The organism is Reinekea sp. (assembly GCF_046710285.1).
Taxonomy (GTDB): Bacteria; Pseudomonadota; Gammaproteobacteria; order Pseudomonadales; family Natronospirillaceae; genus Reinekea.
In genome coordinates this window covers 1-25,009 of sequence record NZ_JBKEGY010000003.1, presented here as the reverse complement: position 1 = coordinate 25,009, position 25,009 = coordinate 1, and the positions used below count along the sequence as shown (strand labels likewise).

The following is a 25,009-nucleotide window of genomic DNA, read 5'->3' as shown; positions in this document are numbered from 1 at the left end:
GGAGACTTTGGCTTAACGGCAACAAATGCTATTTCTTAGCCTGCAAGTGATATAAAGGATAATTTGGCATAGAGGGTGAAACAACCCGACAGATGTAGGGGTTGGCGATGTTTCTTTAGCTATTAATTAAGCGCGCAGTGGCTCGAATAGAAAAACAGCTTTACCCATAATAAGCAGGTAACTTATATTCAGTTTGGAATTTAATGAAAGCTTCATTAGGTATAGCCCTAAAAGCTTAACGTGTAGAAATGGCGATTGCAGGAACATACGTTTGAATAACAATATAATAAACAATACGACAGGGTTTAGGCTTGCATGGTTTGCAATGATGTTACTCATGTTTGCTACGGCATATGGTGATAGCACTGCGTCATTACCACTACAGCATTTTACTTCTGTAGAACTAACTCAAGTCGATAGCCGATATTCTTTAGCCTCATTGCCGTATTCCTCAGGTTTTATGCAAGTTAACGAAAAAGATGAATTGGAATGGGCTCCTGACATTCCTAGTAGTACACAAAAACCTTTTGGTTTAAATCCTGATTTTGGTCAGTTAAAACGATATTGGTTGTACACGCGGGTGGCGAATCTCAGTGATTCAGATAATTGGGTGTTACACATTAGTAACTTTGGCTTTAATGCTTTTAAGGTTTTGGTTCGTGGAGATAACGAGCAAACTGTAAAGGTTTTTGATAATTCAATGCCTAGTCCTGAAGTAGATATCAATGCTTTAGGTCGAGCTGTAGAGGTGACGCTTAAACCAAAAGTAGAATACTTGATCATTGTTGAGTTAGCTGCAAGTCACGCAGTCTGGCATCCATATATTGGTTTGATGGCAGAAGGATACTATCAAGACTGGCAAACAAAAATGGATTTTACGGCTAAAGTTGCTATTGGCGTTGTGCTCGGTATGATTTTACTCGCCGTTCTTTGTTGGGCCTTACTAAAAGACGTAACTTTCTTTTGGGCGGCTTTCTCATCATTTTTATTACTTTGTTATTATTTAGAACACAGCAGTTTGCCAGCAGTTTTTTGGGGTTACAATTACGAAAAAACTGGCTTATTCTGGTTTCTAGTATCTGCAATGTTTATTTCTGTACTTGGGTTTGCCGCTAGTTTTTTACAGGTAGGTCGGAAAGAAAAATGGTATTACCTTTTTGCTGGAGCAGTTTTAATGACTGTTCTAGTATATGCCTTGAGTACAGTCACTACGTTTTATATAAGCTCACTTCTGTATGCATTTAACTCGATTGTTGTTTGGATTGTCATTTTAAGTTCAGGCATTGCAAAGGTTCGTAGTGAGGGTCGTTATTATCTTATTTATATCTTAGGTTGGCTGCCTTTGGTGTTGTCTATACTTCAAGTTATTTGGGTTGTCAATACACAACAAAAATATGTACATGAAGTAAGCATCTCTTATAAAGTTATCGAAGTGCTTTATATTCATATTGCTCATATGATTATTCACGCCATCGCGATGATCCAACGCTATAAAACAATGCGCGCAGATAAGCAAAAAGCCGAATATTTGAGTTTTGCTAAGTCTCGATTTATTGCGCAAAGTAGCCATGATTTACGTCAGCCACTGCATTCGATGCACATATTTTTAGAATATCTGAAACCTCATATCAACGGAGAGGAGGCCAGTGATATTTTTAATAAGCTCAATAAAACCTACAGGCATATGGATGAATCGTTTAGTATTTTGATGGATCTAAGTAAGTTAGAAGCTGGGGCAGTTCGAGCAGATATACATCAGGTTGAGTTAACCCATTTGTTTTTAAAGCTTGAACAAGAATATAAGTGGCAGGCTAGTGAAAAAGGCATTCAATTTATTGTACAAAAAAGTTCAGTCGCTGTATTTACTGACCCTATTTTATTAGAGCGTATGTTAAGAAATTTAATTTCTAATGCTTTGAAATTTACGCCGTCGGGTAAAGTAATTTTAGGGTGTCGACGACGTGGTCGTGATGTTCATATTCAGGTTGTCGACAATGGTAAAGGCATCCCTGAGCAGGAAAAAGAAATTATTTTTGATATTTACAGTCGATCAATGTATTTTCCCGATCAAGTTGAAGGCTCTGGCATTGGTTTGTCGGTTGTGAAACATTTGGCCGATTTGTTGAACCATCCGTTGTCAGTCTCATCAAAGCTCAACCAAGGTTCGATCTTTACCTTAGCGGTACCAAACGCGAGCGAGTTAAGCATGGAGAGCGAGCAAAAAGAAGATAAGAAAATCGCTTCAGTAATAAATGTGGGTCTAATTATCCGTGATGATCAATGCAGGCAAATCGTTGAGCAGCGTTTGCAACAGTGGAACTGTCGTTATCAGCTTTATGATAGCTTCGATTCGGCTGTAAATAGCGGTGCAGCAACAGGTGCTTTAATTTGCGATGATTTTAGTGTAACCAATACACTTATACGAGCATCAGACTTAGCGTACATATCGCAACAGAAGGCGATTGCTTGTATTACTTATTCGCCTGAGCGTTTACCTTCGACTTGGGCAATTTTATCTTATCCGGTACTACCGACTCAACTACGAGCATTTCTCAATTTTGCTAATCGCCGTGTAAAAACAATAGTGGAACAATCTTGAGAGTGATAAAGTTTTAATGAATTCTGATTCAGTGTTTTTGAAACCGGTGAAAATGGACGTTAAAGTGTTAATTTCTGAAGACCACGAATTGTATCGTGATGGTTTACGAACGCTTTTGCTTGATACCTTTCCGAATATTCAAATTACGGAGTCGGCTCATTTTGCAACCACACAGACTATTTTGGCTAAACATAGTGACTTTGCTCTGGTGTTGTTTGATATAAATATGCCAGGTACTTCCGGTTTGGATGGGCTTAGTGTAATTAAAACATTGTATCCGGCGCTGCCGCTGGTTGTGATTTCAACCGTTGATTTTAGCGCCACTATTGATCAAATGTTGGCATTAGGCGCAGATGGTTTTATTACAAAAACCAGTTCAAAAACTGTGATGGTCAATGCATTACGAGCCGTTATGGATGGTGAGCGTGTGGTTATTAGCGATCATCAGCAGGTTGATGCGTTTAGCTTGTCGCCTAGACAAAGCGAAATTCTCAGCCTCGTTGCGCAAGGATTATCTAATAAAAGTATCGCGCTGAAGCTAAACATCGCGCCCTCTACAGCGCGCGAGTACGTTTCTGATCTATTAGAGTTGTTTAATTGCGGGAATAGAACGCAAATGGCATTGAAAGCTAGGCAACTAGGTTTTCTATTGGATTGATCGATATTTGATCTATAGTAAAGTTTCATTGTTCAATCGATTGACATAACAAGTGTCCTCACTAAAATCGCCGTTATTAATCAATAATGACGCTACCGACGTATGGCTGGTGGCTTGCTAAGGACTCGCTTTATGTCGGCATCAAAAACTACAATGACTCGCCATGACTGGACAACGGATGAAGTCGTTGCTTTGTTTGAACTTCCCTTTAACGAACTGATGTTTCAAGCGGCCTCAGTACATCGAGCCAACTTTGACCCCAATGAAGTGCAAATTAGCACCTTACTTTCTATTAAGACTGGCGCATGCCCAGAAGATTGCAAATATTGTCCGCAATCGGCGCATTATAATACGGGTCTAGCCAAAGAAAAACTCATAGAAGTACAAAAGGTCATCGACCAAGCCAAGGCCGCAAAAGCTGCCGGAGCGAGTCGATTTTGTATGGGGGCTGCTTATCGATCACCTGCCGCCAAAGACTTTCCTCACATTATCGACATGGTAAAAAGCGTTAAAGACTTGGGGTTAGAAACCTGTATGACGCTGGGCATGCTTAAAGACGAACAGGCATCAGCTTTAGCCGATGCAGGCTTAGATTATTACAATCATAACCTCGATACCTCGCCAGAGTACTACGGTGAAATCATTACCACCCGTACTTACGGTGACCGTTTAGAAACCTTACAAAATGTTCGCAATGCGGGCATGAAAATATGCTCTGGCGGTATTTTAGGTATGGGTGAAGGCGTGTCCGACCGCGCGGGCTTATTTATTCAATTGTCTAATATGAATCCACATCCTGAAAGTGTGCCGGTGAATATGTTAGTGAAAGTTGAAGGCACGCCAATGGCCCAAGAAGAAGAGCTAGACTCACTCGATTTTATCCGTGCCATCGCTGTGGCTCGTATTATGATGCCTACTTCGCATGTACGACTTTCAGCAGGCCGCGAAGAGATGTCAGAAGAAATGCAAGCCATGACATTCTTTGCCGGCGCCAATTCTATTTTTTATGGTGAAAAACTGCTTACTACAGCCAACCCAGAAGCGAATAAAGATAAAGAACTCTTCAAAAAATTAGGCATACGCCCAGAGCGTGCTGAAAGTTTCGATGGCGATGTTGTGCATCCGTTTGATCCAATGAACTGTCCAAAGCGAAACAACGAAAAATTCTACGACGCGACTTTGTAATTGAAGAATTTTTCAGACATCGCTGGGCTTTTGGCTCAGCGTAAAAACAATCAGCTGTATCGCTCACGAATCGAATTGCAATCTGCACAGAGTGTTCGAGTTATTGTTGACGGCACACCGATGTTGTCGTTTTGCAGTAATGACTATCTCGGCTTAGCCAATCATCCTAAAATCGCTCAAGCAATGACAGCGGCCATCGAGAAGTACGGAGTCGGTTCTGGTGCCTCACATCTTGTTGATGGGCACCACCGCGAGCATGAACTTCTCGAACAAGAGTTGGCTGTTTTTACCGGCCGAGAAAAAACACTGTTATTTTCAACCGGCTATATGGCGAATGTCGGCGTTATTTCTGCATTGCTTTCGCGTCACGATAGCGTCATTCAAGACAAGCTCAACCACGCATCCTTAATAGATGGCGGTATACTTTCGCAAGCAAAACTTAAGCGTTATCGACATAACGATGTAGGTCATCTGGCGCAACAATTAGAAAGAGCAGACGGTAAAAAGCTAGTTGTGACCGATGGCGTATTTTCAATGGATGGCGATTGCGCGCCCTTATCTGCCATTGCCGAGCTTTGTCAGCAACATGATGCATGGCTGTTGGTTGATGATGCTCATGGTTTTGGTACGTTGGGAGAAACCGGTGCGGGTTTGGTGTCGCAGCTCAATCTTACCAGCCAGCAAGTACCGTTGTTAATTGGCACCCTAGGTAAAGCATTCGGCACATCGGGGGCTTTTGTTACTGGTGATACTGATACCTTAGACTACCTTATGCAGTTTGCTCGCCCCTATATTTATACCACCGCAACACCGCCCTCAATAGCAGCGGCTACGCGCGCCTCGTTGAAATTAGTCATAGCTGGAGAAGCTAAGCGTGCACAGCTCAATGCCAATATTGCGCATTTTCGAGCTGGAGTGAGTCAGCTAGGTTATGAACTCATGCGTTCAAATACCGCCATTCAGCCCATAATTGTCGGCTCGAATGAACGTGCTCTAAGCATGAGTGCAAAGTTAAAAGCGAAGGGGCTGCTCGTAACGGCCATTCGACCACCGACAGTTCCAGTCGGGACTGCGCGTTTGCGAATCACCCTTAGTGCTGAGCATACAAAAACGGATGTCGATGAATTATTGAGCGCCTTAGAGGCCATTCAATGACGCGGCTCTGGATACCCGGTTGGCAAATGAAGCAACATTGCTTAGACGCCGTTAAGCAAAAATTAAACGCAAGCCACGAACCGACACTCACCTATCAAGACAATAGTGATGAACTGGAATCGTGGCTGATTAAAACAAGCAACGCGATCATAGAGCCAACCGAAATAGTCGGCTGGTCATTGGGCGGTTCACTAGCGTATTTGTTGGCTAGTAAAAATAAATTAGTTACAAAGGTGTGGTTGATCAACACCAACGTACAATTCAGCGGCGAACCGGGTTTGCCGATCAACGTCGCCGCAGATTTCATGTCTCGTTATAAAAACAACAGCTCCGCAACTCGCAAGCGCTTCGCAATGTTGGTCGATAGCCAGCGTGCGAAAGATGTTTCTACTTATTTGCTAGAGGGCGATCACCAGAAAACATTGCAATGGCTATTTGACTTTAACGCTCGTGACCATCAAGTCGATGTGCCTTGTCATATTTTGTTGAGTCAACATGATCAACTGGTACCGTTGGAAAAATCAAAAAAAGCTTGGCAGGCAAATGGGTCTTGCTCTATTAGTAGTATCAAGGCTCAACACAGCGCACCTATTTTTGAGCCTGAGCAAGTTGCACAATGGCTGCAGCGCAATGGATAAACAAGCAGTCGCAAAAACCTTTAGCCTTGCTGCGGCGCATTATGATTCGGTAGCGCATTTACAACGTACAGTTGCAGATAGGTTAATGGCTATTGTAGTAAACTTGCCGATAAATGACGCCGAGAAAGTTGTCGATTTAGGCACCGGCACTGGTTATTTACTCCCAACTTTAGCGCAACGATTTAAGCCTCAGCAATTATTTGGCTTAGACTTATCAAGTGAAATGCTAGAGCATGCGAGTGATAGAGAGCCCAGTGTCATCAAACTCCAAGCCGACTTAGAATGTCCCCCTTTTGAACATAATAGCATCGAATTAGCCACTACAAGTTTAGCGGTACAGTGGCTCGAGCAGCCGACAAGATTTTTAAAGAACTTGAATGAGCAACTAAAACCCGGCGGCTATCTAGCCATAGCCACCTTAGGCCCACATACCCTAAATGAGCTAAAAAGTGCGTGGCAACAAGTAGATCATGTTCGGCATGTCAATGAGTTTCACAGTGCACAAGAGTGGCTTGGCGCGATAGAGCACTCTGAACTTGAAGCCACTTTATGGCGTGAAGAGCATATTGAAGTGTTATACGAATCACCGTTAAAGCTGCTTAATGAATTAAAACTGCTGGGTGCTAGTCATGTAGATCGCCAAGACCAGCCTAAGGTATCGAGCGTTCGCAAAATGTTGCGAGCTTATCAGGGCTTTCAAAAGCCGACTAAACAATTCCCCGCTACTTGGGAGGTTTATTACGCTCTATTACGCAAGCCTAAAACTAAGCAGTTTGTTTAAAGCCACTAAATTTAATGCCACAATAGTTATCTTAAAACCCTCTTAAGAAGCGAACTCGAATGAAACGAAAATATTTCATCACCGGTACAGATACCGACGCCGGTAAAACATTTATCACCGTAGCGTTACTGAGGGCGTTTGCAGAACAAGGCTATTCCACATTAGGGCTAAAACCCATTGCAGCGGGTTCTGAAATTATCAATGGCGAAAAGAAGAACGACGATGCGGTCATGCTTGCGCAAGCATCGAGCGTGCAAGTGGCTTATCAGCAAACCAACCCAATATTGCTTGATGCCGCCATGGCGCCGCATATTGCAGCAGAGCGTGAAAATCGAACAATCTCAGCCTCTAAAGTCACCGGTTTTGTTCGCGGCACCTTAATGACAGCACCAGCGCAAGTGACGCTGATTGAAGGCGCAGGTGGCTGGCGAGTACCCTTGAACGCACGCGAAACCTTTGCCGATGTCGCCAAGCAACTTAACATTGAGGTAATTCTCGTCGTGGGTATGAAGTTAGGTTGTTTAAACCATGCACTTTTAACAACAGAAGCTATTAAGCGAGATGGCTTAACCATAGCTGGCTGGGTGGCTAATGCAGTAGATCCAGCAATGGAAGGGCTAGATGAAAATATTAAATCGCTAGTCAACCGAATTGGAGCTCCATTAATTGGCGTTATGCCTCATCTAACTAACCCTAATGACAAGCCTAATCAATGGATAGCATCGAGCTTTTTGACCAACTCTACTTCCCCGAGTGCGAGCTAACTTTTGTTTATTAGTGTCACTACAGGTCAATAGCATAGAAGCGGCCCACTGCTTGGAATTCGGGTGTTTGAAACATGGATGTTTCAATCAAGCCTCCATGGACGGGTTTACGGCGACCGAAATTTCAAGCAGTGGGCCGCTGAACCCTGCGTAAACTTTGAGCTGACTATGGAACAGTAGTGCAATAGTGTATAAATAGTTATCGACTTTTCGCCGTTTCTCTTAGATCATTTGCATCTGTGCTGGGAGGGTGAATCTCTTTCCATCGTTTAAAGAGTCACTAAGGGTTCCCTATGAAAATCGCTGTACTATCTCGAAATGAAAACCTCTACTCAACACGACGCCTAGTTGAAGCGGGCCGTGCTCGTGGTCATGAAGTCGATGTAATCGATACGCTTCATTGTTATATGGACATTACGCGCAGTCGTCCAGCGGTTCGTTATCACGGTGAAGAGCTGCCTTACTACGATGCCGTTATTCCGCGCATTGGTGCTTCCATTACGTTTTATGGCACTGCGGTCGTGCGTCAGTTTGAAATGATGGGCACGTTTTGTGTTAATGAATCTGTCGCTATTAGTCGATCACGCGATAAATTACGTTCATTGCAGTTACTGTCGCGTAAAGATGTGGGGTTACCGAGAACGGGTTTTGCCAGCAAGCCAGATAACGTCAAAGATTTAATTAAAAACGTCGGCGGCGCGCCACTGGTTATTAAATTGCTCGAAGGCACACAGGGCATTGGTGTTGTTCTAGCTGATACCAATAAAGCCGCAGAAAGCATTATTGAAGCTTTCATGGGTTTAAAGGCGAACATTCTAGTTCAAGAGTACATTAAAGAAGCCGGTGGAGCCGACATCCGTTGTTTCGTCGTTGGCGGTAAAGTAGTTGCCGCGATGAAACGACAAGGCGCGGAAGGCGAATTCCGTTCAAACCTACACCGTGGTGGTTCTGCAAAGCTGGTAAAATTGAGCAAAGAAGAGCGTGCAACTGCAGCCAAAGCGGCTAAAGTTATGGGGCTCAATGTTTGTGGTGTCGACATATTGCAATCTAAAAACGGCCCAGTGGTAATGGAAGTTAACTCTTCGCCAGGCTTAGAAGGTATTGAAATTGCGACGAATAAAGACGTGTCAGGTCTTATTTACGACTTTATTGAAGAAAACGCCAAGCCACATAAGACCAAGACAAAAGGAAAAGGCTAAATGGCCGCAGAACCTCTCATTATTGGTGGTCAGGAAATAAAACCCGGCGAACGTTGCAGCATTGAATTGCCTGTAGCGAAGCTTTACACCAATACAGACGTGAATATGCCGATCCATGTGATTCGTGGTAAGCGCCCTGGGCCAACAGTTTTTGTCTCAGCTGCGATACACGGCGATGAACTCAACGGCGTTGAAATTGTTGGCCGTTTAATTAAGTCAAAGTCACTCAAGGTGAGTGCGGGGGCGGTGATTTTAGTGCCTATGGTTAATGTTTATGGCGTACTTAACCAAAGCCGATACATGCCTGACCGGCGTGACCTTAACCGTTGCTTCCCAGGTTCTGCGAAAGGTTCATTGGCAGGACGAGTGGCAAATATTTTCATGGAAGAAATTGTTAAGCAATGCGAATACGGTATCGACTTACATACGGGTGCAATTCATCGATCAAACTTGCCGCAAATTCGTGCAAACTTAAAAGATCAAGAAACCTTAGACTTAGCCATGCAGTTTGGTGTGCCGGTGTTGCTTAACTCAGATTTGCTTGATGGTTCATTACGTGAAGCAGCCGTACAAAATGGTACCAAAATTCTACTCTATGAAGCAGGTCAAGCCCTGCGGTTTGATGAGCTATCGATCCGTGCTGGCGTTAAAGGCGTCTTAAACGTATTGATATCTTTGGGGGTGATAAACCGAAAACCGCCCAAAATTAAATTTACGCCATACGTCGCTAACAACAGTTCGTGGGTACGTGCCAGCTTAAGCGGTATTGTAAATACCGTGCACAATTTGGGTGATCAAGTTCAAAAAGGCGATGTGCTGGCCACCATAAGCAACCCGTTTGGAGAGGTTTTATCTGAAATTACCGCATCACGTTCGGGCATTATTATCGGTAAGCAAAACATTCCGCTGGTACAAGAAGGTGAAGCTTTATTTCACATTGCATTCTTTTCTGAAAACGATGAAGACATTGCCGATAACATTGAAGTAATGCAAGACACTTTGATCCCCGAGTTATCAATGAAAGTCGAAAGTAATTAACCTGAGTTTTGTAGGGAAAAATAAATGAGTGTAGAAAAATTCATGGTAGGTTGCACCGAAAACTGTGACCTACCAGGGCTAGGCATAAAGGACTTGGAAGTACGAGTAGATACCGGTGCTAAGACGTCATCGTTGCATGTCGATAACATAAAAAAGTTCAAAAAAAGCGGTAAAACATGGGTCTCTTTCGACATTCATCCGACAGTACACAACGTTAATGACATAATTTGCTGTGAGGCACCGTTAAAAGACGTTCGGAAAATTAAGTCATCGAATGGCACATCCGAAGAGCGATATATTGTTCGAACGCCGATAAAAATGAATAAGCAAGAATGGAAAATAGACATCTCTTTAACTGACCGATCGGATATGAGCTACTTAATGCTGCTCGGCCGCGAAGCAATGTTAGATCGTATTATTGTCGACCCGTCAGAAACCTTCCTGTTAACCAGCGAATAACACTAAATATTGGCGCGACCAAGTTGAAGTTACGCCAATATTTTAACAGTACTGCCGTTGATAAAGTCAACTCAATTAAAATTAAAACTTGATGCCTTTGTGAGTTCAGAGATTCGTACTTATCTTTGCGCAGGAATCTGAGGCATGGATGCCGAAGCTTAGCGGCACATGGACGTGCGAACAGCGACCGAGCAAAGGTAAGTAAGACTCTCTGGGCGGGCCAAATATTCAGAATTCACCGTAGCCTCTCTTGTAACGACCAATCCCCAGATAACTTAAGCAAATTCACAAATCATTACAGTAATTACCAGCTGATTGGTTAAAATATAGTCAAGGGTAGCTATCGCTATGGAATTTGTTGAGGAGTTTTAATGATTAGCTCAGTCATGAACACAGGTGTGTACGGTATTGCGCGTGGAACTGACATGCTCAATCGTAGCGCCGATCAAATTTCAAAAGCGAATATCCCGCCAGAAGAAGGCGGCCCAGAAGAATTAGTGACACCGATCGTTGAGCAGAACTTGGGTAAAATTCAAGTGCAAGCCAGCGCGAAAGTGGTCCAAGCCGGTAGTGATATGCTTGGTACCTTAATTGATATAAAGGTTTAGAAGAACATTATGTCGACAGTAAGTGGCGTTTTTCCGAATGCAATAACCCCTTCCTTTGCGTCTTCTAATGATCCCGCAGAGCAGTCACGGTTGCGTCGCGAAAATGAAACGGCTGTATTTTCGCCAGTTGAAGAACCGGAGAAAACAACCTCATCGCGTCGACCTCCCGTTGAACAGCCAGGCCGATTAGAGGCCGAGTCTTACATATCGATTGCTACGCAAAAAAAATCAGATCAGGCAGCTGTTGCAGCTGAACCCAGTGCATCAGAGGGCCGAGAGTCGCAACAAGCCACGGGTGATTCAGAGCAGGCGCGTATCGATGCACAAGTTGAGCAGCAACAGAAAAAAGCTAAAGCTGAAGACGCAAAATTACAAGCCGATTTAGACACTATTCGTGAACTTGCCGCGCGCGACCGAGAAGTGAAAGCACACGAGCAAGCGCATCAAACTGTTGGTGGGCAGTATGCGGGTGCGATGGAGTTCAGTTACACCCAAGGTCCAGATGGCAAGCGTTATGCAACAGCAGGTGAAGTTGGAATTAGTGTTGGCCCTGTGCCAAACGACCCAGAAGCAACGTTACGAAAAGCTGATCAAGTACGTCGAGCAGCGTTGGCACCAGCAGAGCCATCTGCGCAAGACCGCCAAGTAGCAGCAATGGCAACACAGCTATCGATTGAAGCGCAAAATGATATTCGTCTGATGGAACGCCAAGTGGCGGAACAAGCCGAAGCAGAGCGTTCGGAACAGCAAGAAATAAAAAGCGAAGACACTACAAAAGTAGAAGCCAGTAGCCAAACTGACGATGAACGAAATGAAGAGGTCTCCAACTCAAATAAAGAGCGTCTAAATGAAATATTTAGCAAAACCTCAGAAACAGTCGAATCTGCCCTAGACGCAGCTTATCAAGTGAATCGTCAGCAGGAAGTTGGCTTTAACCTCGATACTCGGGTGTAGGTCGTTCTTAGGCAGTCACCAGTGTATCGTATTCTTTCTCTGTGGGTGGCTCATAGAAAGAATCGAAATGTTTCAAGTCATGCGTCTCTATCTTGAATGAAGATTTGTCATCGCCTAAATTTCTGGTGGTATTCCATTCTAGGCGAAGATTATCAGGAATATTAAAATAGATGATTTCCACCTTAATCCCTAACTTTTCCAATTGATTTTTATAAAGCGCTCTTTGTGCTTTACTCCAGAGCCCCCAATCAAAATAAACATCTATCCCTTTTTGTAAGAATTTCAGAGCCTGTTTAAATTGATAAGCGCGTGCGCCTTCATAAGTAGAATCGAGCTGTTCCCGAGTCGGTGTTTGACCGAACATACTAAGTTGTAATTCATCAATTGAAAGGAATACTGCATTTTCCTGCGCTTCCTTTTTTCGGGCAAAAGTTGTTTTCCCGCTCGCTACTTTACCTGTCAGTAAATAGGCGATTCCAAAATTCATGTTACCCTCCTTTGTGTTATTTCAACCACTGGCCGAGATGTAAATTTATACTTGTTTAAATTTTTTCGTATTTTCTACACGACGAAACTTCGCGAATGTACTCAGCTCCCAAGGGCGCATAGCTAGTACTAAACCTGTACCATAAGTTTCATTTAGTGGCAGCTTGCCATCTTCTTTGCTGAGCTCATCGAATTCACGAGCCAAGCGACGAATGCTAGTTTGCATTTGGCTGTTGCTTTGGCGCGATAACATGCCCGCCATGAATATGAGTATTTCACCGTTTTTTTGTTCAAACTTACAGTTAAAAAATTCACGAGCTACATGTTCTTCAAAATACTTATAAACAGGGCCATTCGGTATCCATTTAAAATCACGTGAGATAAGGTTTCTCACTCGATCTCCCGGTAACAGCTCAATAATGCCAAGCCGATCTAGCTTCGCCATTAATTGCGTTACCTCATGATCTTCAAACTCATAAGTTTCAACAATGTCTTCAATTTCCCAGCGGTTAATAAGCAGCTGGGCCATCATTAATAATTTGATGTTATTGCACAATTCCAGCTCGGCTTCTTTGCTGAGCGTATCAATAATCATCGAGCCTTCATGCATGCGCGACATTAAATAACCTAAGTCGGCATCGGCCATCGCACAGACTTCTTCAAGACGAGCCAAGGTGAAATGCCGCTTAGAAAACATTCGCTTGACGTTGGCTTCACTTAAATCAAGCTTTTCAGCGACTTCAAAGTAAGTGATTTTGCGCTCGCGCAGGAGTTTTTTTAACGTGTCGACAAGTTGAACTGTCTGTGACATGAAAACCTCAAAAAAGTAGCGTTATTTGCTACGAATGATGCCATTTTTTTTAAATTACCGCTAGGTCTTAAAGTATCCAATTGAGTTAGAAGGAGCCGTATTAAAAGCTACAATCATAGCGACACCGCTTAATGAGGGTGAACCGATGAGGGGCTTTTAATAAGCCTCAGCGAGAGGGATCTCGCTGTAGAGTGTCACAAGGATGTGCTTGAACGACTTATTAAAAGCAACCCTTTGGTTAATCCGTACCAAACCACCGTTCATAGTTGGGTACTAATCAGTAGTATCTTAAGTAACATGGATATTGGTCTAATTGCGCCAAAAGGATGAGTTTTTATAGACTTTTGATGTCGCATTCATGTAAAATCCGCCAAATTTTGAGTTGTTTACGCAACTCGTTGACATGACAGATTATAAGAAAACCACAGTTTCAAAACCGCATCAAGCACTGCTAATGCTTGGCACGAATAATAAGAAGCGGGATGAGGGCAACTTCATCTCGCTTTTTTGCGAATTAGGAACTGGGTTTATGGTCTGAAAGGTCAGATTTCTCAATCCATTTGATTAATGATAGGGGAACAGATCTTGGCTAAGCTTGCCATTCTCGCGCTCGAAGACGGAAGTATCTTTACAGGAATCGGCATTGGTGCCGTTGGTGAATCTGTTGGTGAGGTAGTCTTCAATACCTCAATGACCGGCTATCAAGAAATTCTCACCGACCCATCCTATGCACGACAAATCGTTACACTCACCTATCCCCATATTGGCAACACCGGCGTTAACTTTGAAGACGAAGAGTCCTCTCAAGTTTGGGCTGCTGGCCTTGTTATTCGCGACCTACCTTTGTTGGAAAGTAATTTCCGCAGTGAACAATCACTGCAAGACTATTTGGTTGATCGAAAGGTTATTGCCATTGCCGACATTGATACTCGCCGCTTAACTCGGCTACTCAGTCAAAAAGGCGCACAGAATGGCTGCATCATGACGGGTGACAACATCGATGAAGCCAAGGCACTTGAACTAGCTCGAGGCTTTGCAGGCCTAAAAGGCATGGACTTAGCAAAAGAAGTTACCGTAGCAGAAAGCTATGAATGGACAGAAGGCAGTTGGGTGCTTGGCCAAGGCCATACCCAGCCCGATACCAGCAAATTCCATGTAGTTGCTTATGACTATGGCGTTAAACGCAATATTTTGCGAATGCTTGCCGATCGCGGTTGCCGTATTACCGTGGTTCCGGCGCAAACCCCAGCAGCCGATGTACTAGCGATGAATCCAGATGGCGTCTTTTTGTCGAATGGCCCGGGTGACCCAGAGCCATGTGACTACGCAATCACAGCGATTCAAGAAGTGCTCGAAACCGATGTTCCGGTTTTTGGCATTTGCTTAGGGCACCAATTGCTCGGTTTAGCCAGTGGTGCGAAAACGCTAAAAATGAAATTCGGTCATCACGGCGCCAACCATCCAGTTGAAACTGTTGCCGATAAGACCGTCATGATTACCAGCCAAAACCATGGTTTTGCTATCGATCAAGATTCGTTGCCAGACAATTTAGTGATGACGCATCGGTCATTATTCGATAAGTCATTGCAAGGCGTTCGACGTACAGATAAAGCCGCATTCAGTTTCCAGGGCCATCCAGAAGCAAGCCCAGGTCCACATGATTGCGCACCGTTGTTCGACCTGTTTATTGACGACATGAATAAACGTAAGGCTTAAAGGTTAAGCGTTAAAAGTGAAACGAAACTGACATTAGTTTTAGAGAATTAGCGAGTTATCATGCCAAAACGTACAGACATAAAAAGTATTTTGATTCTAGGCGCTGGCCCGATCGTTATCGGACAGGCCTGCGAATTTGACTATTCAGGTGCACAAGCCTGTAAAGCGCTTCGTGAAGAAGGCTTTCGAGTTATTCTAGTTAACTCAAACCCAGCCACCATCATGACCGACCCTAGCATGGCCGATGCAACCTATATTGAGCCTGTGGTTTGGCAGGAAGTGGCAAAAATCATTGAAAAAGAAAAACCAGATGCATTGCTGCCGACCATGGGTGGCCAAACGGCATTGAACTGCGCACTTGATCTAGAGAAATACGGAGTTCTTGAAAAGTTTGGCGTAGAAATGATTGGAGCAAATGCTGACACCATTGATAAAGCAGAAGACCGTGATCGTTTCGATAAAGCCATGAAGGCGATTAATTTAGAAACCCCCCGCTCAGGTATCGCTCATAGCTTAGAAGAAGCTTGGGCTATTGTAGAACGATTGGGTTACCCGTCTATTATTCGACCTAGCTTTACCATGGGTGGATCGGGCGGTGGTATTGCATACAACAAAGATGAATTTGAAGAAATCTGCCGTCGCGGTTTAGATTTATCACCCACCAATGAGCTGTTGATTGATGAAAGCTTAATCGGTTGGAAAGAATATGAAATGGAAGTGGTTCGTGACAAAGCGGACAACTGCATTATTGTTTGCGCGATTGAAAACTTTGATCCAATGGGCATTCACACCGGTGATTCAATAACCGTTGCACCCGCACAAACCCTAACGGATAAAGAATATCAAATTATGCGTAACGCTTCTTTAGCCGTGTTACGTGAAATTGGTGTTGAGACTGGCGGTTCGAACGTTCAATTTGGCATTAACCCTAAAGATGGCCGCATGGTTATCATTGAAATGAACCCTCGTGTTAGTCGTTCTTCGGCATTGGCTTCGAAAGCAACCGGTTTTCCGATTGCGAAAATAGCCGCGAAGTTAGCGGTGGGTTATACCCTAGATGAGTTACAAAACGATATTACCGGTGGCATTACACCGGCATCGTTTGAGCCAAGTATCGACTACGTGGTTACTAAAATTCCACGTTTTGCGTTTGAAAAATTTCCACAAGCCAATGATCGTTTAACCACACAAATGAAGTCGGTAGGTGAAGTCATGGCCATTGGTCGTAACTTTCAAGAGTCATTGCACAAAGCGTTGCGCGGTCTTGAAGTCGACGCCTGTGGCTTTGATAGCTTTATCGATTTTAAAGCCGAAGGCAGCCAAGAGAAAATTTTACGTGAATTGCAAGAATGCGGTCCAGATCGTATTTGGTATATTGGTGATGCATTCCGCAGCGGTATGAGTGTCGATGAAATATACGGCTATACCGGCATAGATCCATGGTTCTTAGTACAAATTGAAGACCTCATAAAAGACGAGACATTGTTGGCGACCAAGGGTATGAAAGACATGGATGCCGTTGAGTTGCGCCGTTTAAAGCGCAAAGGCTTTTCCGATGAGCGTTTAGCAAAAATCTTAGGTGTCGGTGAAAAACAATTCCGTAAAAAGCGTTGGGAACTAGGTGTTCGCCCAGTTTACAAGCGTGTTGATACTTGTGCCGCCGAATTTGCCTCTGATACTGCCTATATGTATTCCTCTTACGATGAAGAGTGTGAATCTGCACCGACTGATCGTGAAAAGATCATGGTAATCGGTGGTGGACCTAACCGTATTGGTCAAGGTATTGAGTTTGATTATTGCTGTGTTCATGCAGTGTTAGCTGCGCGCGAAGACGGTTATGAAACGATTATGGTTAACTGTAACCCTGAAACTGTTTCAACCGATTACGATACCTCAGATCGTTTGTACTTTGAGCCGGTTACGCTCGAAGACGTACTTGAAATTATCGAAATCGAAAAGCCAAAAGGCGTCATTGTTCAATACGGTGGTCAAACACCCTTGAAATTAGCTCGTGAACTCGAAGCCGCAGGCGCACCCATTATTGGTACCAGTCCAGATGCCATTGACCGAGCTGAAGACCGTGAACGGTTTCAGGTTATGGTTGAAAAGCTTAACCTTCGCCAGCCTGAAAATGGCACGGCGCGTAGTTTGGATGAAGCTGTTGTCATTGCGAATCGTATTGGCTATCCGTTAGTGGTTCGTCCTTCTTATGTCTTAGGTGGCCGTGCAATGGAAATTGTTTACGGTGAAGAAGAGCTACGCCGCTACATGAACGAAGCCGTTCAAGTGTCGAATGATGCACCGGTCTTACTTGATCACTTCTTAGATAACGCCATTGAGCTAGATATCGATTGCGTGAGTGATGGCGAGCAAGTTGTTATTGGCGCGATCATGCAGCACATTGAACAGGCTGGTATTCACTCAGGTGATTCCGCCTGCTCACTGCCGCCGTATAGCTTGTCGACCGAAGCACAAAACATTATTCGCGAACAAGTAAAAGCCATGGCGTTAGAGCTTGAAGTGGTTGGTTTAATGAACGTCCAGATGGCTTGGCAAGACGGTAAAATGTACATCATTGAAGTGAACCCTCGTGCATCGCGTACGGTTCCATTTGTTTCTAAAGCCATTGGCCAATCATTGGCGAAAATTGGTGCACAAGTGATGACCGGTCGAAAGCTTTCTGAACTTGGCTTTACTCGAGAAATTATCCCGACTTATTTCTCGGTAAAAGAAGCGGTCATGCCGTTTAATAAGTTCCATGGTGTTGATCCGGTGTTGAGCCCTGAGATGAAATCAACGGGTGAAGTTATGGGTACAGGCAAAACTTTTGCCGAAGCGTTCTCAAAAGCGCTTATCGGTGCAGGCTCTGCCATGCCGACTTCAGGTAAAGTTATTATTTCAGTGAAAAGCACAGATAAACCTGCTGCATTAGCGATGGCTAAAAATCTTGATGCACTGGGTTTTGAAGTTGTCGCAACCAAAGGCACAGCTGCTTACTTCACGGAAAACGGCTTACCAACGCAAGCGGTTAATAAAGTGAAAGAAGGCCGACCTCACTTAGTCGACCTAATTAAAAACGATGAAGTCAGCTACGTTATGAATACCACGGAAGGTCGTCAATCGATGATCGACAGTGCGGAAATTCGTCGCGGAGCCCTGCAGCATAAAGTTTATTACACCACCACCTTAGCCGGTGCCGAAGCTTCGGTAATGGCCATGATGATCAAAGAAGAAAGCGGTGTTAACCGTTTGCAAGATCTTCACTTAGGTCAAGTGGTAAATTAACCATGTTGTGAGCTAAAAGCCCTTGAATTGCGATTCTCGGGCTTGCACCAAATTGTAAGATGGTCATAATAGCTTATTGAGTACTTAATTAAGAATTATCGTGCCATCATACTTAAAAGAGCCTAATTTGGGCTCTTTTTGATTTTTAAAAGAAGGAAATCCCATGCAACGTTACCCAATGACTGTTGAAGGCGAGCAAGCTCTGCAAAACGAGCTAAAAGAACTTAAAACGATTAAGCGCCCAGCCGTAATTGCTGCCATTGCAGAAGCACGAGAGCACGGCGACCTGAAAGAGAACGCCGAATACCATTCTGCTCGTGAACAGCAGGGGTTTATTGAGGGCCGTATTCAAGATATCGAAGCCAAACTGTCTATGTCGCAAGTGATTAACGTGCATGACATTCCACAAACAGGAAAAGTCATCTTCGGTACCACCGTGACAATTTTGAACACCGAAACAGATCAAACGGTTGTTTATAAAATTGTCGGAGACGATGAAGCGAACGTTAAGGTTAATAAAATATCTGTTAACTCACCCATTGCGCGCGGACTTATTGGCAAAGAAGAGGGCGATGTTGTCGGCATTAACACGCCAGGCGGAATTGTTGAATTTGAAATTGAAATGGTAGAGCATATTTAACAAGCGCTGTTTAGCTTGCCTATAAAAAAACCGTGATAATCACGGTTTTTTTATGCCCTTGATGAAGAGGCAGTTAAGTCACTGTTATGCAATAGAATAGAAGCGGCCCATTGCTTGGAATTCGGGTGTTTGAAACATGGATGTTTCAATCAAGCCCCATGGAAGGGTTTATGGCGACCGAAATTTCAAGCAGTGGGCCTCTGAACCCGGCGTAAACTGGGAGTTATTTATGGGGAGGCAGAGGCAGTTAAGGTAGCTCATCACCATACTTTTCTTTAGCTTTGTTGATAGCGCGATCAAAAGTCGCTGCGGCGCTTTCTGATACTTCTTCAAATACCGCACGCAGGTCTCGGCCAGAGGTAAAGCCACTGTCGAGCATCATAGTTCGTAAGAAACTTTCATAGTCTTTGCCATTGTGAAAATAGCCACCCGACGCTATTTGGTAGCGCGCGACAAACTCATCACATTTTCGGCATTGCACAACGACATGTTGGCTTGAGGTTCGAGCGAGAATATTACGCATTTCTCGCGAGCCACAGTTTTGGCATTTCTGAATGTTTACGTCCATAGAACTTGCACCCTCACAAAATCATAAACCAATAAAGTGGACCTACACTCAAACCGATTACCAGCCCGATTAACGCCATCAGGAAGCCGATGCGGATGAGGTCTTTTACCGCGAGAACACCAGAGCTAAACGCAATCGCGTTCGGCGGTGTACTGACCGGTAATATCATCGCAGTTGAACAATTTAGTGTAATTGCTAAAACTAACACAGTCAGTTGAGTTGCAGGTAGCGATAAGCTAATAATCAATGGAATCATCAATCCTGCGGTAGCGGTGTTGCTCATAACACCCCCTAGCACCATGGCAACTATCAACAATGGAATGAGTAATGATAGAAAACTGCCATCTAAGGGTAGTACCGTGATGATGACATCGCCTAAGGCGGTTGCATCCATAGCGACGCCCAACGCGATACCGCCAGCGACCATAAACAAAACGTCCCAAGGCAGGCCACGGAAATCGTTTTGATCGAGCAAGCCTAACCAGAAAGAGGCGATAATTGGAAACAAGGCCACCGTGCCCGTTTCTAAACCAAATTGCCCGCCTATTAGCCAGCCTACGACGGTAATCGCAAAAATGGCGACAGTCAGCCATTGGCGAGTACTGTAGGGTTCTGAGTCCTGTACATCAAAAGAAAGCTGTTCATCATCAGGTGGGTAAAGCTTCAAAAGCGCAAACCATAATACACCCAGCGCGATTATTAAAAATGGTATCGTGAGAATCATCCACTCAAGAAAGCTTATTTGGATACCCTTGCCTGCTAAATAGCTCATGGCAATAGCATTAGGTGGTGTGCCAATGGGGGTGCCAATGCCGCCTAAGTTACAAGCCATGGGAATAGCGAGTATGAGAGCCATTCTAAACGGCGCATCGGGTCTGAGTCGCTTAACTAAGGGCAGAACCAGTGTCAGCATCATTGCGGTGGTTGCGGTATTACTCATCCACATTGATAAGAAGGCACCGCCAATGATAATACCGAGTAAGGTATGGGCAGGTTGGCCCTTAGTGACCCGTAATATGAAGTGGGCGAAACGTGCATCAAGTGATGCCTTTTGCATAATGCTAGAAAGTACAAAGCCACCCAAAAACAATAAAATAATATTAGAGAAAAAAGGCGCAAAAAATATTTCTTCGCTGACATTGATGCCAAGCTGGGTCAAGCTTGGGAAAAGCCAAGTGAGCTCCAATGCTAATATTACAAAACTGACAACAAACAATGGTAACCATTCGGTAACCCATAACACCGCAGCCAGCACGAGAATCAGAATGGTCTTTTCTTGGGCAGCGTTTATCGATAGTGTTTCGGCTAAACCAAAATAGGGTGCAATAAGAATGCTAATAAATGTTAGCGCCGCCCAGATTTTTGGGCGGATTTGTTTGAAGCGTGTCAGCATAGTGCGTTTTTTAAGCCAAACAGTGAATTAGGGATGAGTCTAGCCAAGTGAGGCGTTTTTGCACTGAGTTAAATCAAGATAGAGTCAAGGCTAGCATGTATTACAATTATGACGTGGCTTTCTTGAACGCTTTTAGTGCACTGCGAGCATCGCGCCAACCTTGATATTTGATCTGCCAGAATTGCAGTTGGCTAATCAACTTGTGCGCTTGCTGCCGACTAGTTAGAAATTTTGGGAGAGCTTTTGCCATGGTATTTATCTTCATAATTGGGTTTATGGCTTTAGTATAAGCGGCTTTTGCTACTGACAAAACCTTAAAGCACGGTACAATTGTAAAATACATCATGGAGTTCGTTTTTAATGTCGCTAGGTAAGTCACCTCGCCGGGGTAAGCAAAAGCATTCAAATGTTACCGGGTACTATCAGTACAGAGACTTTATTCATCCGAAGTACTGGTCAACATGGCTCGGAATACTGTCTTTGCATACCATCGCTCGGATTCCCTTTCCCATTCAGAAACAACTGGCCAAAGGGTTGGCGGTTTTATTGTTTCGGTGGGTTAAAAGCCGTAAGCATGTCGCTTTAACCAACATTCAATTGTGTTTCCCCGAACTCAGCACTGAGCAGCAATTAGCGTTAACGCGTAAAACCTTCTATTCCTACACTCTAGGTCTATTTGAAACCGCCCGGGCTTGGTGTATTCAAGAGAAAGGCCTGTTGTACCGAGTTGAGGGCTTAGAGCATTTGCGCGTCGCCGAAGCAGACTCGCGCGGAGTATTGCTGCTAAGTGGACATTATGGGCCACTCGATATTGCCGGTGTCGCGCTTGCGCAGTACGCCAAGTATTCAATAACCTATCGCAATGACGATAATCCATTATTTAACTATTTTATGGTAAAAGGGCGCGAAAAGTTCGTTGATAAAACCATCGCCCGACAAGATATGCGTGGTTTATTGGGGGCTTTTAAACGTGGCGAAATAATATGGTACGCACCAGACCAAGATTATGGACGACGAGCCAGTGTTTTTGCGCCATTTTTTGGTATACAAACGGCTACAGTCACCATGACCGGAAAACTAGCTAGCTCTGGAAACGCTATCGTTTTACCGTTAAGCTCGTATCGTGATGTAGATAATCGAACCATCGTGTTGAAATTCGAAGCGCCATTAGATATTCCCAGTGGCGATAACATTGCTGACGCACATCGAGTGAATGAATGGTTAGAAGCCAGCATTCGCCGACACCCTGATCAGTATTTGTGGTTACATAAGCGTTTTAAGACTCGTCCAGAGGGTGAATCCTCAGTTTATAAATAGGCATGGTATATGAAGTTATTTGACTACCCAGACATTGATGTTCAGTTCTCGCAACAAGTGCCTAGTGCGGCGCAAAGCTGCATTGAGTGGCGTGAAACATCGACTCAAGATGTGATTAACCGTCACCTCAATGGCGAGTCTGAGTTACGAACGCTGCTAGTCTCAGGGCAGCAGTGGACATACCACAAGGTGCCCAAGGCACAAGGTGCTTTTGAAGTCTTAACGGCAGCGCGTGAGTTAACCAACAACAGTTGGCGCAAAGATGATCAGCATATAGCCTTATGCTTTGATGAGCCCATTTTGGGTGATGCCTTACTCTGTGCTGTTTTGGCGGCTTGGTATCAAATCCCTAACTTTAGAAAAGATGGTAAAGCAAATAAGTCTCTTACTTTGTCTATAGTTGGTCCATTGGCAAATGATGAAGTAGACAAGCGTCTCGCTGAAGCAGAAGGTAATGCCTATACACGTTATCTATCGGAACTGCCTGCAAATGAACTGAACCCCTGGTCTTATCGTGAGCTCGTCGAAGAGTTAGCCGAAGCACAGGGATGGGATTGCAAAGTTTTTCGCTATAAAGAACTAGAGCAAATGGGTGCGGGTGCCTTTTTAGCCGTAGCCCGTGGCTCAGAACACAATGAAGCGAGCATCGTACGGGTGCATTACCGCGGCGATGTCGATTCAGTAGAGTCTGTCGCGCTGGTGGGTAAAGGTGTCACCATCGACACAGGCGGATACAATTTGAAAATATCCGGCTCTATGTTTGGTATGAACGGCGATATGGGTGGCAGTGCCTTGGTATTGGGTAACTTAATCACCGCATCGCGTCGTAAGCAAAAAATTAACTTAACGGGTTGGTTGGCAATTACCGACAACTACATTGGCCCTAGGGCTTTCCATTCGAATGAATGGGTGCGAGCTCTCAATGGGACGACTATCGAAATTGTCGATACCGATGCCGAAGGCCGAATGGTCCTCGCTGATACTCTCACGCTAGCCTCTCGCGAACATCCAAAGGCAGTTATCGATTACGCCACCTTAACCGGTGCTTGCATTGGTGCACTATCCACCCGCTACTCTGGCTGCTTTACTAACCATGACCCATGGTTTTTACCACTCATTGAAGCTGGCAAAATCAGTGGCGAACGTATTTGGCCATTCCCAATGGATGCTGATTATGATGAGAACATAAAGAGTAGCGTTGCTGATGTTATGCAGTGCAATCCAGGCAAGTCGTCAGATCATATAGACGCTGCACGCTTTTTAAGCCGCTTTGTTGAGCCAACTGTGCCCTGGGTGCATGTTGATTTATCATCGGCTCACCATAAAGGTGGCCTTGCTCAGGTACCGACCGATGTGACGGGTTTTGGAGTGCGCCTTACTCAAACCTTGCTTGCAATGTTGTTTTAATATATCGAAATTTAGCAACTTTTTTAGTACCGACTACACTGACATTAACTTTATTTAAAAGGTGATGCACGTGCAGTCGGTACTCATTGTAGAAGACTCCCCAATGGTGCTTAAAATTATTAAGCACCTCGCCGCGAAAACGCTCAACTTCAAGTTGGTTTATGCCACAACGCGCGCAGAGGCTTTAACGCACCTCGCACAAGAAGTTGATTGGTTAGCAGCCATTGTTGATTTGAATCTTCCCGATGCACCTGATGGCGAACTCGTTGATGATTGCCTCGAACAGGGTATTCCTTCCATTGTGCTCACGGGTTCTGTTAATAAAGAAAAACGTGAAGCTCTCACTAAAAAAGGCATTGTTGATTACGTCCTTAAAGAGGGTCGTTTTAGCTATCTGTACGCCGTCAATTTGGTGAATAGATTATCTAGAAACCGGTTTATTAAAGTTTTGGTTGCCGAAGACTCAAAGATGACCCGTCGCTATATGGTAGAGCTTCTCAAACGGCATTTATTTGAGGTGGTTGAAGCAGAAGACGGTGAGCAAGCGCTGCAAAAAATATTATCCGATAACCAAATTAAACTGCTTATAACCGATAACAACATGCCTAAAATGGATGGCTTCGATTTAGTTCATCAGCTTCGTCATAAATATAATAATCATGATCTTGTTGCTATTGGTTTATCTTCTGCTGAGGATAAGTATTTATCAGCAAAATTTATTAAAAATGGCGCAAATGACTTTCTTTATAAACCCTTTTCGCACGAAGAGTTTTATTGTCGCGTGATGCAAGGTGTTGAATCAATGGAGCGTCTTGAGTCGATGAAAAAAATCGCCTATTCCGATGCCTTGACCAGCATTGGCAATCGCCGATACTTTATTGAAACCTCGCGTGAAGAGCTAAAAAATTGCACTGAGCAAAACTTACCAGCGGCATTGGCCTTAATCAATGTCGATCATTTTAAAGATATTAATGAAGATTATGGTCATGATGTTGGTGATGAAGTGCTAGTGCATATAGCGAAAATGATGGCAGCGACATTTGATCGATTTATCTTGGCTCGCACGGGCGGAGAAGAGTTTTGTGTTTTATTTCCGGGGCTTACTGGCGATAGAGCATCGCAACTATTGGAGGTTTTCCGTTCCCAAGTAGAAGATGGCTACGCACAAACAGACGCGGGCAGTGTCAGTATGACCATCAGCATAGGCGTTGCCCAAGCACCGAATCTTAGTTTAGAGAGCCTAATGAAAAACGCCGGCAGTGCCCTATACAGAGCCAAAGTCGCAGGCCGCAATACTGTGATAATCTCTGAGTAACGTTAATCGTTTTTCAAGCAAATCACTGTCGCG

Annotated in this window: 22 protein-coding genes; 18 read left to right on the top strand and 4 right to left on the bottom strand. The window is 44.2% G+C overall.

What is annotated here, in order from left to right:
• Nucleotides 1-271 precede the first annotated feature (271 nt).
• From ACI882_RS02985 to ACI882_RS02930, 12 genes are all read left to right on the top strand, one after another.
• Nucleotides 272-2,599 carry a sensor histidine kinase gene (locus tag ACI882_RS02985; RefSeq protein ID WP_411746486.1) on the top strand — a complete coding sequence of 776 codons (2,328 nt, stop codon included), beginning with the start codon at nt 272-274 and terminating at the stop codon, nt 2,597-2,599.
• A 16-nt stretch (nt 2,600-2,615) separates the two neighbouring features.
• Nucleotides 2,616-3,257: a response regulator gene (locus tag ACI882_RS02980; RefSeq protein ID WP_411744948.1), complete on the top strand. Its 642-nt coding sequence runs from the start codon at nt 2,616-2,618 to the stop codon at nt 3,255-3,257.
• A 132-nt stretch (nt 3,258-3,389) separates the two neighbouring features.
• Nucleotides 3,390-4,442 (top strand): biotin synthase BioB, encoded by a 1,053-nt coding sequence (gene bioB / locus ACI882_RS02975; RefSeq protein WP_411744949.1) that lies wholly within the window; start codon nt 3,390-3,392, stop codon nt 4,440-4,442.
• Nucleotides 4,443-5,597, top strand: coding sequence for an 8-amino-7-oxononanoate synthase (bioF, locus tag ACI882_RS02970; RefSeq protein WP_411744950.1), 1,155 nt, complete (start codon nt 4,443-4,445; stop codon nt 5,595-5,597).
• Nucleotides 5,594-6,235: a hypothetical protein gene (locus ACI882_RS02965; RefSeq protein ID WP_411744951.1), complete on the top strand. Its 642-nt coding sequence runs from the start codon at nt 5,594-5,596 to the stop codon at nt 6,233-6,235. Before bioF ends, ACI882_RS02965 begins: the two co-directional genes overlap by 4 nt.
• Nucleotides 6,228-7,016, top strand: coding sequence for a malonyl-ACP O-methyltransferase BioC (bioC, locus tag ACI882_RS02960; protein WP_411744952.1), 789 nt, complete (start codon nt 6,228-6,230; stop codon nt 7,014-7,016). The genes ACI882_RS02965 and bioC overlap by 8 nt, the downstream gene beginning before the upstream one ends.
• A 59-nt stretch (nt 7,017-7,075) precedes the next feature.
• Nucleotides 7,076-7,780, top strand: a complete 705-nt coding sequence (gene bioD / locus ACI882_RS02955; protein ID WP_411744953.1) for a dethiobiotin synthase — start codon at nt 7,076-7,078, stop codon at nt 7,778-7,780.
• 293 nt (nt 7,781-8,073) lie between these two features.
• Nucleotides 8,074-8,979, top strand: coding sequence for a 30S ribosomal protein S6--L-glutamate ligase (gene rimK / locus ACI882_RS02950; RefSeq protein WP_411744954.1), 906 nt, complete (start codon nt 8,074-8,076; stop codon nt 8,977-8,979).
• A complete protein-coding gene (locus ACI882_RS02945; RefSeq protein ID WP_411744955.1) occupies nt 8,980-10,017 on the top strand; it encodes a succinylglutamate desuccinylase/aspartoacylase family protein in 1,038 nt (345 codons plus the stop codon).
• 24 nt (nt 10,018-10,041) lie between these two features.
• Nucleotides 10,042-10,476, top strand: coding sequence for an ATP-dependent zinc protease (locus ACI882_RS02940; protein ID WP_411744956.1), 435 nt, complete (start codon nt 10,042-10,044; stop codon nt 10,474-10,476).
• Nucleotides 10,477-10,847: 371 nt separating this feature from the next.
• On the top strand, nt 10,848-11,084 hold the full coding sequence (locus ACI882_RS02935; protein ID WP_411744957.1) for a hypothetical protein: 237 nt from the start codon (nt 10,848-10,850) through the stop codon (nt 11,082-11,084).
• A 9-nt stretch (nt 11,085-11,093) separates the two neighbouring features.
• Entirely contained in the window at nt 11,094-12,038 is a 945-nt protein-coding gene (locus ACI882_RS02930) for a putative metalloprotease CJM1_0395 family protein (protein ID WP_411744958.1), read from the top strand.
• 7 nt (nt 12,039-12,045) lie between these two features.
• On the opposite strand, the gene ACI882_RS02925 is transcribed toward ACI882_RS02930, so the two are convergent.
• Together ACI882_RS02925 and ACI882_RS02920 are read right to left on the bottom strand one after the other, a co-directional pair.
• Nucleotides 12,046-12,525 carry an AAA family ATPase gene (locus tag ACI882_RS02925; protein ID WP_411746485.1) on the bottom strand — a complete coding sequence of 160 codons (480 nt, stop codon included), beginning with the start codon at nt 12,523-12,525 and terminating at the stop codon, nt 12,046-12,048.
• 45 nt (nt 12,526-12,570) lie between these two features.
• Complete coding sequence (locus ACI882_RS02920) at nt 12,571-13,335, bottom strand: helix-turn-helix domain-containing protein (protein ID WP_411744900.1); 765 nt, start codon at nt 13,333-13,335, stop codon at nt 12,571-12,573.
• Between the two features lie 585 nt (nt 13,336-13,920).
• Between ACI882_RS02920 and carA the strand changes: the two genes are divergently transcribed.
• The 3 genes from carA (at nt 13,921) to greA (ending at nt 18,976) form a co-directional block, all read left to right on the top strand.
• On the top strand, nt 13,921-15,051 hold the full coding sequence (gene carA / locus ACI882_RS02915) for a glutamine-hydrolyzing carbamoyl-phosphate synthase small subunit (RefSeq protein ID WP_411744901.1): 1,131 nt from the start codon (nt 13,921-13,923) through the stop codon (nt 15,049-15,051).
• 60 nt (nt 15,052-15,111) lie between these two features.
• Nucleotides 15,112-18,336, top strand: coding sequence for a carbamoyl-phosphate synthase large subunit (gene carB / locus ACI882_RS02910; protein WP_411744902.1), 3,225 nt, complete (start codon nt 15,112-15,114; stop codon nt 18,334-18,336).
• A gap of 163 nt (nt 18,337-18,499) precedes the next feature.
• Nucleotides 18,500-18,976 carry a transcription elongation factor GreA gene (gene greA / locus ACI882_RS02905; RefSeq protein WP_411744903.1) on the top strand — a complete coding sequence of 159 codons (477 nt, stop codon included), beginning with the start codon at nt 18,500-18,502 and terminating at the stop codon, nt 18,974-18,976.
• A gap of 247 nt (nt 18,977-19,223) precedes the next feature.
• Here the strand turns inward: greA and ACI882_RS02900 are convergent, their stop codons facing one another.
• Together ACI882_RS02900 and ACI882_RS02895 are read right to left on the bottom strand one after the other, a co-directional pair.
• Nucleotides 19,224-19,544 carry a hypothetical protein gene (locus ACI882_RS02900; protein ID WP_411744904.1) on the bottom strand — a complete coding sequence of 107 codons (321 nt, stop codon included), beginning with the start codon at nt 19,542-19,544 and terminating at the stop codon, nt 19,224-19,226.
• 13 nt (nt 19,545-19,557) lie between these two features.
• Entirely contained in the window at nt 19,558-20,937 is a 1,380-nt protein-coding gene (locus ACI882_RS02895) for an SLC13 family permease (protein WP_411744905.1), read from the bottom strand.
• A 360-nt stretch (nt 20,938-21,297) separates the two neighbouring features.
• Between ACI882_RS02895 and ACI882_RS02890 the strand changes: the two genes are divergently transcribed.
• The 3 genes from ACI882_RS02890 (at nt 21,298) to ACI882_RS02880 (ending at nt 24,976) form a co-directional block, all read left to right on the top strand.
• Nucleotides 21,298-22,254, top strand: a complete 957-nt coding sequence (locus tag ACI882_RS02890; protein WP_411744906.1) for a lipid A biosynthesis acyltransferase — start codon at nt 21,298-21,300, stop codon at nt 22,252-22,254.
• Between the two features lie 9 nt (nt 22,255-22,263).
• A complete protein-coding gene (locus tag ACI882_RS02885) occupies nt 22,264-23,661 on the top strand; it encodes a M17 family metallopeptidase (protein WP_411744907.1) in 1,398 nt (465 codons plus the stop codon).
• Nucleotides 23,662-23,731: 70 nt separating this feature from the next.
• Nucleotides 23,732-24,976 carry a diguanylate cyclase gene (locus tag ACI882_RS02880; RefSeq protein ID WP_411746600.1) on the top strand — a complete coding sequence of 415 codons (1,245 nt, stop codon included), beginning with the start codon at nt 23,732-23,734 and terminating at the stop codon, nt 24,974-24,976.
• The last annotated feature ends 33 nt before the right edge of the window (nt 24,977-25,009 follow it).